This window comes from Methylibium sp. T29-B (assembly GCF_000576225.1).
GTDB classification, from domain to species: domain Bacteria; phylum Pseudomonadota; class Gammaproteobacteria; order Burkholderiales; family Burkholderiaceae_C; genus Methylibium; species Methylibium petroleiphilum.
This window is the reverse complement of record NZ_AZSN01000175.1, coordinates 1-6,952: the sequence shown is the minus strand read 5'-3', so window position 1 is coordinate 6,952 and position 6,952 is coordinate 1. Positions and strand designations below refer to the sequence as shown.

Genomic DNA, 6,952 nt, shown 5'->3' with positions numbered 1-6,952 from the left:
CTGCCGGTCGCCGACACGCTCAAGCGCGAAGGCGCCGGCCCCGGCGAGGGCCGCGTCTCGGCCACCGTCGAGCGGCGCGCGATGTGGCAGGCGCAGACGCCGCAGATGTTCCGTCTGGGCCTGCTGCGCGAGGCGCTGCGCGCCGCCGGCGACGCCGTCACCGACGAAGCGAGCGCGATCGAGGCGCTGGGCCACGCGCCGCGGCTGGTGCCGGGATCGCTGGAGAATTTCAAGCTCACCTGGCCGGCTGATTTTTCGCTGGCTGAACGACTGCTGAGGACACGCTGATGAACCCCGTTCCGTTCCGCATCGGCGAGGCTGGGACACGCATGCGCTGGTCACCGGCCGCAAGCTCGTCCTCGGTGGCGTCGACATTCCGCACAGCCACGGTCTGCTCGGTCACTCCGATGCCGACGCGCTGCTGCACGCGATCACCGACGCGCTGCTCGGGGCCGCGGCGCTGGGCGACATCGGCCGCCACTTCCCCGACACCGACGCGCGCTTCGCCGGCGCCGACTCGGGCGTGCTGCTGGCCGAGGCGGCGAAGCGGGTGCGCGAGGCGGGCTGGGTGGTGGGCAACGTCGACGCGACCATCGTCGCGCAGGCGCCGAAGATGGCGCAGCACATCCCGGCGATGGTCGAGCGCATCGCCGCCTGTCTGGGCGTGGCGGCGTCGCAGGTCAACGTGAAGGCGAAGACGGCCGAGAAGATGGGCCCGGTGGGCCGCGGCGAGGCCATCGAGGCGCGCGCCGTGTGCCTGCTGCTGCCGGCCTGAACGGCCGGGGGTTCAGTAGATCTCGGGCACGATCATGTGCTCGGGCACCGGGTGGCGCAGGTAGTCCGCGTGCCGCACGCGCTCGGGCAGCGTGACCGTGGGACGTTCGACCTCGTGGTAGGGCATCTGGCCCAGCAGGTGGGCGATGCAGTTGAGCCGCGCGCGCTTCTTGTCCACCGCCTGCACCACCCACCAGGGCGCCTCGGGGATGTGGGTGCGTTCCAGCATCGTTTCCTTGGCCTTGGTGTACTCCTCCCAGCGGCGGCGCGATTCCAGGTCCATCGGGCTGAGCTTCCACTGCTTCAGCGGGTCGTGGATGCGGCCGAGGAAGCGCAGGTGCTGCTCCTCGTCGGTGATCGAGAACCAGTACTTGATCAGCTGGATGCCCGAGCGCACCAGCATCTTCTCGAACTCCGGCACCGAGCGGAAGAACTCTTCGACGTCGGCCTCGCTGCAGAAGCCCATGACCTTCTCGACGCCGGCGCGGTTGTACCAGCTGCGGTCGAACAGGACGATCTCGCCGCCGGCCGGCAGGTGCGACACATAGCGCTGGAAGTACCACTGCGTGCGCTCGCGGTCGTTGGGTGCCGGCAGCGCGACCACACGGCATACCCGCGGGTTGAGCCGCTGCGTGATGCGCTTGATGGCGCCACCCTTGCCGGCCGAGTCGCGCCCTTCGAACAGGATGACGACGCGGTGCCTGGTGGCGGCCACCCAGTCCTGCAGCTTCACCAGCTCGCTCTGCAGGCGCAGCAGCTCGCGGAAGTAGCGGCTGCGCTCCAGGCGCTGGGCCTCGCGCTCGGCATCGCTCGGCGCGCGGGACGGCGACACGAGGTCGCGGTCGTCGATCTCCATCTCGAGCTCTTCGTCGTAGCTGTCGACGAGATCGCGGTGGAGGCGCTGCAGCAGGTCGTCGTCGTCGTGGTCGGTCCGGTCGTTCAGGCTCATGGGCGGGGCAGGCGAGGGGTTGCGGGAGGACGCAGGCGTCCCGCCCGAGCGTGCCCGGTTCGCGTGACCGTTTCGTGACGGGCCGGTGGCCCTAGGGCGCCCGCTTCAGCCGGATGTGCGCCACGAAGCCGCCGTCGGCCGCATTGGCGATCTCGAAGCTGCCGCCCATGCGCTGCACCGCCTTCTCGACGATGGCCAGCCCCAGCCCGGCACCGGTGGCGGCGGTGCGGGCCGCGTCGCCACGGTAGAACGGCGTGGTCAGCTGCGTGAGCTTCTGCGGCGGCACGCCCGGCCCGTGGTCGCGCACGCTGACGATCACCCACGGTCCGGTGCGCGCGTAGCTGACCACCACGTAGGCGATGCCGTCGGTGGAGCGGCCGTAGCGGCGGGCGTTCTCGAACAGGTTGCCGAGCACCCGGCCGAGTTCGGTGTCGTCGGCCATCACGCGGGTGTCGATCGCCACGCGCGACTCGATGCGGATCTGCGTCGGGTCGCGGAAGGCCGAGATCTCGCGGTCGACCACGCTGCTCAGGTGCACCGGCACCAGCTTCACCTCGCCGGGTCGCGCGTAGTCCATGAACTTGTCGATGATGGCGTCGAGCTGGTCGATGTCGGCCGCCATGTTGCGCTTGGCCTCCTCGTCGACGACGCTCATCTCGGCTTCCAGCCGCATGCGAGCCAGAGGCGTGCGCAGGTCGTGGCTGATGCCGGCCAGCATGACCGCGCGGTCTTCCTCCACCTTGGCCAGCTCGCGCGCCATGCGGTTGAAGCCCATGTTGACCTCGCGGATCTCGCTGGTCATGGTCTGTTCGTCGAGGCGCGATTCGAACTCGCCGTCGCGGATGCGACTGGCCGCGAACGACAGTTCCTTCAGCGGCCGGTTGATCAGCCCGGCGATCACCGCCGACGCCAGCAGCGTGGCGATCAGCGCGATGCTGGTCCAGACGAAATAGGTGCTGCCGGCCACGGCCTCCACGCGCTTCGGGTCGGCCTGCAGCCAGTAGGGATCGTGCTCGATGTTGAAGCCGACCCACAGGCCCGAGACGCCGTTGACGCTGTTGGCGACCAGCGTGTCGGGCCCGAGCCGGGAGCGCAGCTCCTGCCCCACGGCACGGCTGAAGCGGTCGACCTCGAAGGGCTCGTACTTGTCCTTGGGCTCGCGCGGCACGATCTTGACCGACTCCTGGTCGCTCATCGTCTTGACCAGCGTCACGCGGTTGATCGCGTCGGCGTAGCGCATCGCGGCGCGCGACAGGTTCACCAGGCTGGCGATCTGGCGCGCCGCCTGCACCGCGCGCGGCTCGAACTCCAGCGCGCGGAAGGTCTGCATCCACGCGAAGATGCCGCCGCACAGCAGCAGTGCCAGCAGGATGAAGGTGCGCCAGAACAGCGTCATCGCGAAACGCGGCAGCAGGTGCCATTCGTCCGCCGCCGCTTCCGCTGCTGCGCGCTCCGCCGACGGCCGCGCGCGGTGTGGCTGGGGTGCCCGCGCGGTGCCGCGCGAGGCCCGCCTCACCCGTTCATTCGAGATGAGCGGGTCAACCATGGCCAGCGCTCACCAGGGGTCGGGAGACGGCGAGTGTGCGGTGCTTCAAGCTGCGCCGTCCGGCACGAACACGTAGCCCACGCCCCACACGGTCTGGATGTAGCGGGGCTGGGCCGGGTCGGGCTCGATCATCTTGCGCAGGCGGGAGATCTGGACGTCGAGACTGCGGTCGAAGGGCTCGAACTCGCGGCCACGGGCCAGTTGCGCCAGCTTGTCGCGCGACAGCGGCTGGCGCGGGTGGCGCACCAGCGCCTTCAACATGGAGAACTCGCCGGTGGTCAGCGCGATCTGCTCGCCGTCCTTGGTCAGGCGGCGCAGCGCCAGGTCGAATTCGAACGGGCCGAAGCTGACGGTCTGTGCCTCCTTGGCCGGCGCGCCGGGGGCTTCCAGCGTGGGGCGGCGGCGCAGCACGGCGTTGATGCGCGCCAGCAGCTCCCGCGGGTTGAAGGGCTTGGGCAGGTAGTCGTCGGCGCCCACCTCGAGACCGACGATGCGGTCCACGTCCTCCACCTTGGCCGTCAGCATGATGATCGGCGTGGTGTCGTTGTTGGCGCGCAGCCGGCGGCAGATGGACAGGCCGTCCTCGCCGGGCAGCATGAGGTCGAGCACGATCAGGTCGATGGTGTCGCGTGTCATCACGCGGTTGAGCGCCTTGGCATCTTCGGCCAGCAGCACCTCGAAGCCTTCCTGCGTCAGGTAGCGGCGCAGCAGGTCGCGGATGCGGGCATCGTCGTCGACGACGACGATGCGGTCCGGACGTTGGCTGTTGGCGGTTGCATTCATACGCTCTCCTGCATTTGTAACAGCGGCATTGTGCGCAACGAAACCGAGTGAAACGGGCCGGTTTTCCCGCTGTTACATATCTTGCGCCTTGCCGAATCGAGGGCGCAAGCGGGGTTGCGAGCAAGCCGTCGATGCTGTGCCACAGTGGCGTCGATGCGCCCGTGCAGCCGCCGGGCCGCGCCCACTCTTCGCCCTGAAAGGACTCTCCGTGATCGATCGATTGATGCGCCGGCGCCCGAGCCCGAGCGCCGCCCTGGCCGTCGCCGCGCTGGCGCTTGCGTTACCGGCCGCGCATGCGGCCGACGCGCCGCCGCGCGAGAACCTCGTCAGCTTCACCACCACCGCGAGCATCGAGGTCACCAAGGACCTGCTCGGCATCACGCTGCAGGCGGTGCGCGACGGCAACGACGCCGCGGCCGTGCAGGCGCAGCTGAAGAAGCTGCTCGACGCGGCGCTGACGGAAGCGAAGAAGGCTGCCCAGCCCGGCGCGCTGGACGTGCGCACCGGCAACTTCTCGCTCTACCCGCGCTACGGCAAGGACGGCCGCATCAGCGGCTGGCAGGGCCAGGCCGAGCTGGTGCTGGAAGGCAAGGACAGCGAACGCGTGGCGCAGACCGCCGGTCGCCTGACCGGCATGAACATCAGCAGCGTCGGCTACAGCATCTCGCGCGAGCTGGCCGAGAAGCACGAGAGCGAGGTTACCGGCCAGGCGATCCAGAAGTACCGTGCCAAGGCCACCGAGCTGGCCCGGCAGTTCGGCTACGCCGGCTATGCGCTGCGCGAGGTGAACGTGCAGACGGCCGACAGCGGCGGCGGGCCGCGCCCGGTGCTCTACCGCGCCAAGAACGAGATGTCGATGGCCTCGGACGCGCCGGTGCCGGTGGAGCCGGGCAAGGGCACGATCAGCGCGACGGTGAGCGGGAGCGTGCAGCTGACGCGGTAGCTCGCTGACAGGCGGTCACTCGGTTGCGGGCGTCGAGCCCGCGCCCTCGCCGATTGCTGCGCTGGCCGATCCCCTTGAAGGGGCCCCTCGGCCTTCGCTCCGCGCTCTACTGCGCCGTCCACCCACCGTCCATCGCCCACGCCTGGCCCTTCACGTTGGACGCGGCGTCCGAACACAGGAAGACGGCCAGCTCGCCCAACTGCTCGGGCGTGGTGAATTGCAGCGAAGGCTGTTTCTCGCCCAGCAGCTCCTTCTCGGCCTGCGAGACCGGAATGCCCTCGCGGGCCGAGCGGTCGTCGATCTGCTTCTGCACCAGAGGCGTCAACACCCAGCCCGGGCAGATCGCGTTGACGGTGATGCCGGTGGTCGCGGTCTCGAGCGCGATCGACTTGGTGAAGCCCACCAGCCCGTGCTTGGCGGCCACGTAGGCGCTCTTGCCGGCCGAGGCCACCAGGCCGTGGGCTGAGGCGATGTTGAGCACGCGGCCCCAGTTCTTCCTGCGCATCTGCGGGATCGCCAGGCGCGTGGTGTGGAAGGCCGAGCTCAGGTTGATCGCGATGATCGCGTCCCACTTGGCGACGGGGAAGTCCTCGACGTTGGCCACGTGCTGGATGCCGGCGTTGTTGACCAGGATGTCGACGCCGCCGAAATCGGCCGCCGCGTAGGCCATCAGGGCCTCGATCTCGGCTGCCTTGCTCATGTCGGCGCCGTGGTAGCCCACCTTGATGCCGTGGGCCTTGCCGGCCGCCAGCACCTCCGCCTTCGGTGCCTCGCTGTCGCCGAAGCCGTTGAGGATGATGTTCGCGCCCTGGCGCGCCAGGACGATCGCGATGCCGAGGCCGATACCGCTGGTCGAGCCGGTGACGAGTGCGGTCTTGCTGTTCAACATGCTCCGGGTGCTCCTTGCGTTGGGTAGGATCATTATCGAGAGGAAACCCTATGACCGAACCGCGACTCGACTTTGTTCCGTGCCTGGACACCCAGGGCCTGCACCGCATGGCCTATTGGGAGTGGGGCGAACGCGACAACCCGCGGGTCGTCGTCTGCGTGCACGGCCTCACGCGCCAGGGGCGCGACTTCGACACCCTGGCCCGGGCGCTGGCGGCCGACTACCGCGTTGTCTGCCCCGACGTGGCGGGCCGCGGCCGTTCCGACTGGCTGGCCGATCCGGCGGGCTACCAGGTGCCCGCCTACGTGGCCGACATGGTGGCGCTGCTGGCGCGCATCGGCGCCCCGCAGGTCGATTGGGTCGGCACCTCGATGGGCGGCCTGATCGGCCTGGGCGTGGCCTCGCTGCGCGATGGCGCCGGCGGCACGCTGGTGCGTCGCCTGCTGCTCAACGACGTGGGGCCGGCGCTGGGCGCCGACGCGATCCAGCGCATCGGCACCTATGTCGGGCTGCCCAAGCGCTATGCCAGCCTCGACGAGGCGGCCGACTACCTGTGGAGCATCTCCAAGGGCTTCGGGCCGCACAGCCGCGAGCAGTGGCTGGCACTGACGAAGCCACAGCTCAAGCCGGTGCAGGACGCGCAGGGCGAGGGCTTCGTTTCGCATTACGACCCGCGCATCGGCCTGCCGTTCAAGGCCGTCACGCCGGCGCTGGCGGCGGCCGGCGAAGCGATGCTGTGGCAGCGCTACGACAGCTTGCGCTGCCCGACGCTGGTGCTGCGTGGTGCCGAGTCCGACCTGCTCTCGCACGAGACCGCACTGGCGATGACGCAGCGGGGACCGAAGGCGCGCCTGGTGGAGCTGGCCGGCGTCGGGCACGCGCCCACGCTGGTGGCCGCCGACCAGGTGGCACTGGTGCAGGAGTTCCTCGCCTCGCCATGAAGACCGTGCCCGCGGACGCGGCCCTCGAGACCGCGCCCATCGTGCTGCTCGCTGGCGACGTGGCCGGCGAGGAGGCCCTGGCGCCCGGCCAGCCGGCCGGCGATGCCGCGTCGCAGGACGCGGTGCT

At 70.0% G+C, this 6,952-nt stretch carries 8 protein-coding genes; 4 read left to right on the top strand and 4 right to left on the bottom strand.

The genetic code is table 11. The annotated features are described in order from the left end of the window. Together Y694_RS18610 and ispF are read left to right on the top strand one after the other, a co-directional pair. A partial coding sequence (locus Y694_RS18610) for a 2-C-methyl-D-erythritol 4-phosphate cytidylyltransferase (protein WP_036235236.1) occupies window positions 1–288 on the top strand: 288 nt, incomplete at its 5' end. A gap of 46 nt (window positions 289–334) precedes the next feature. Next, entirely contained in the window at window positions 335–775 is a 441-nt protein-coding gene (gene ispF / locus Y694_RS18605) for a 2-C-methyl-D-erythritol 2,4-cyclodiphosphate synthase (protein WP_036235234.1), read from the top strand. Window positions 776–787: 12 nt separating this feature from the next. Here ispF and ppk2 read toward each other — a convergent pair whose 3' ends face one another. The 3 genes from ppk2 to ompR all read right to left on the bottom strand — a co-directional run bounded on the left by ppk2 (window position 788) and on the right by ompR (window position 4,052). Beyond that, window positions 788–1,723 carry a polyphosphate kinase 2 gene (gene ppk2 / locus Y694_RS18600; RefSeq protein WP_036235232.1) on the bottom strand — a complete coding sequence of 312 codons (936 nt, stop codon included), beginning with the start codon at window positions 1,721–1,723 and terminating at the stop codon, window positions 788–790. Between the two features lie 91 nt (window positions 1,724–1,814). After that, the gene (locus Y694_RS18595) at window positions 1,815–3,119 is read right to left on the bottom strand and encodes a sensor histidine kinase (protein WP_011829172.1); all 1,305 of its coding nucleotides are present in this window, start codon (window positions 3,117–3,119) and stop codon (window positions 1,815–1,817) included. A 195-nt stretch (window positions 3,120–3,314) separates the two neighbouring features. Next, on the bottom strand, window positions 3,315–4,052 hold the full coding sequence (gene ompR, locus Y694_RS18590; RefSeq protein ID WP_036235230.1) for a two-component system response regulator OmpR: 738 nt from the start codon (window positions 4,050–4,052) through the stop codon (window positions 3,315–3,317). A 223-nt stretch (window positions 4,053–4,275) separates the two neighbouring features. On the opposite strand from ompR, the gene Y694_RS18585 reads away from it, so the two are divergent. Then, window positions 4,276–4,995 (top strand): SIMPL domain-containing protein, encoded by a 720-nt coding sequence (locus Y694_RS18585; protein ID WP_036235228.1) that lies wholly within the window; start codon window positions 4,276–4,278, stop codon window positions 4,993–4,995. A gap of 106 nt (window positions 4,996–5,101) precedes the next feature. On the opposite strand, the gene Y694_RS18580 is transcribed toward Y694_RS18585, so the two are convergent. Further along, on the bottom strand, window positions 5,102–5,884 hold the full coding sequence (locus tag Y694_RS18580; RefSeq protein WP_036235226.1) for a 3-hydroxybutyrate dehydrogenase: 783 nt from the start codon (window positions 5,882–5,884) through the stop codon (window positions 5,102–5,104). A gap of 50 nt (window positions 5,885–5,934) precedes the next feature. On the opposite strand from Y694_RS18580, the gene Y694_RS18575 reads away from it, so the two are divergent. Next, complete coding sequence (locus Y694_RS18575; RefSeq protein WP_011829176.1) at window positions 5,935–6,825, top strand: alpha/beta fold hydrolase; 891 nt, start codon at window positions 5,935–5,937, stop codon at window positions 6,823–6,825. Window positions 6,826–6,952: the final 127 nt, after the last annotated feature.

What these genes read in the sequence shown, in the direction of transcription:
- ppk2 (WP_036235232.1), bottom strand. Translation starts at nt 1,723, where the DNA reads ATGAGCCTGAACGACCGGACCGACCACGACGACGACGACCTGCTGCAG.
- Y694_RS18595 (WP_011829172.1), bottom strand. Translation starts at nt 3,119, where the DNA reads ATGACGCTGTTCTGGCGCACCTTCATCCTGCTGGCACTGCTGCTGTGC.
- ompR (WP_036235230.1), bottom strand. Translation starts at nt 4,052, where the DNA reads ATGAATGCAACCGCCAACAGCCAACGTCCGGACCGCATCGTCGTCGTC.
- Y694_RS18585 (WP_036235228.1), top strand. Translation starts at nt 4,276, where the DNA reads ATGCGCCGGCGCCCGAGCCCGAGCGCCGCCCTGGCCGTCGCCGCGCTG.
- Y694_RS18580 (WP_036235226.1), bottom strand. Translation starts at nt 5,884, where the DNA reads ATGTTGAACAGCAAGACCGCACTCGTCACCGGCTCGACCAGCGGTATC.
- Y694_RS18575 (WP_011829176.1), top strand. Translation starts at nt 5,935, where the DNA reads ATGACCGAACCGCGACTCGACTTTGTTCCGTGCCTGGACACCCAGGGC.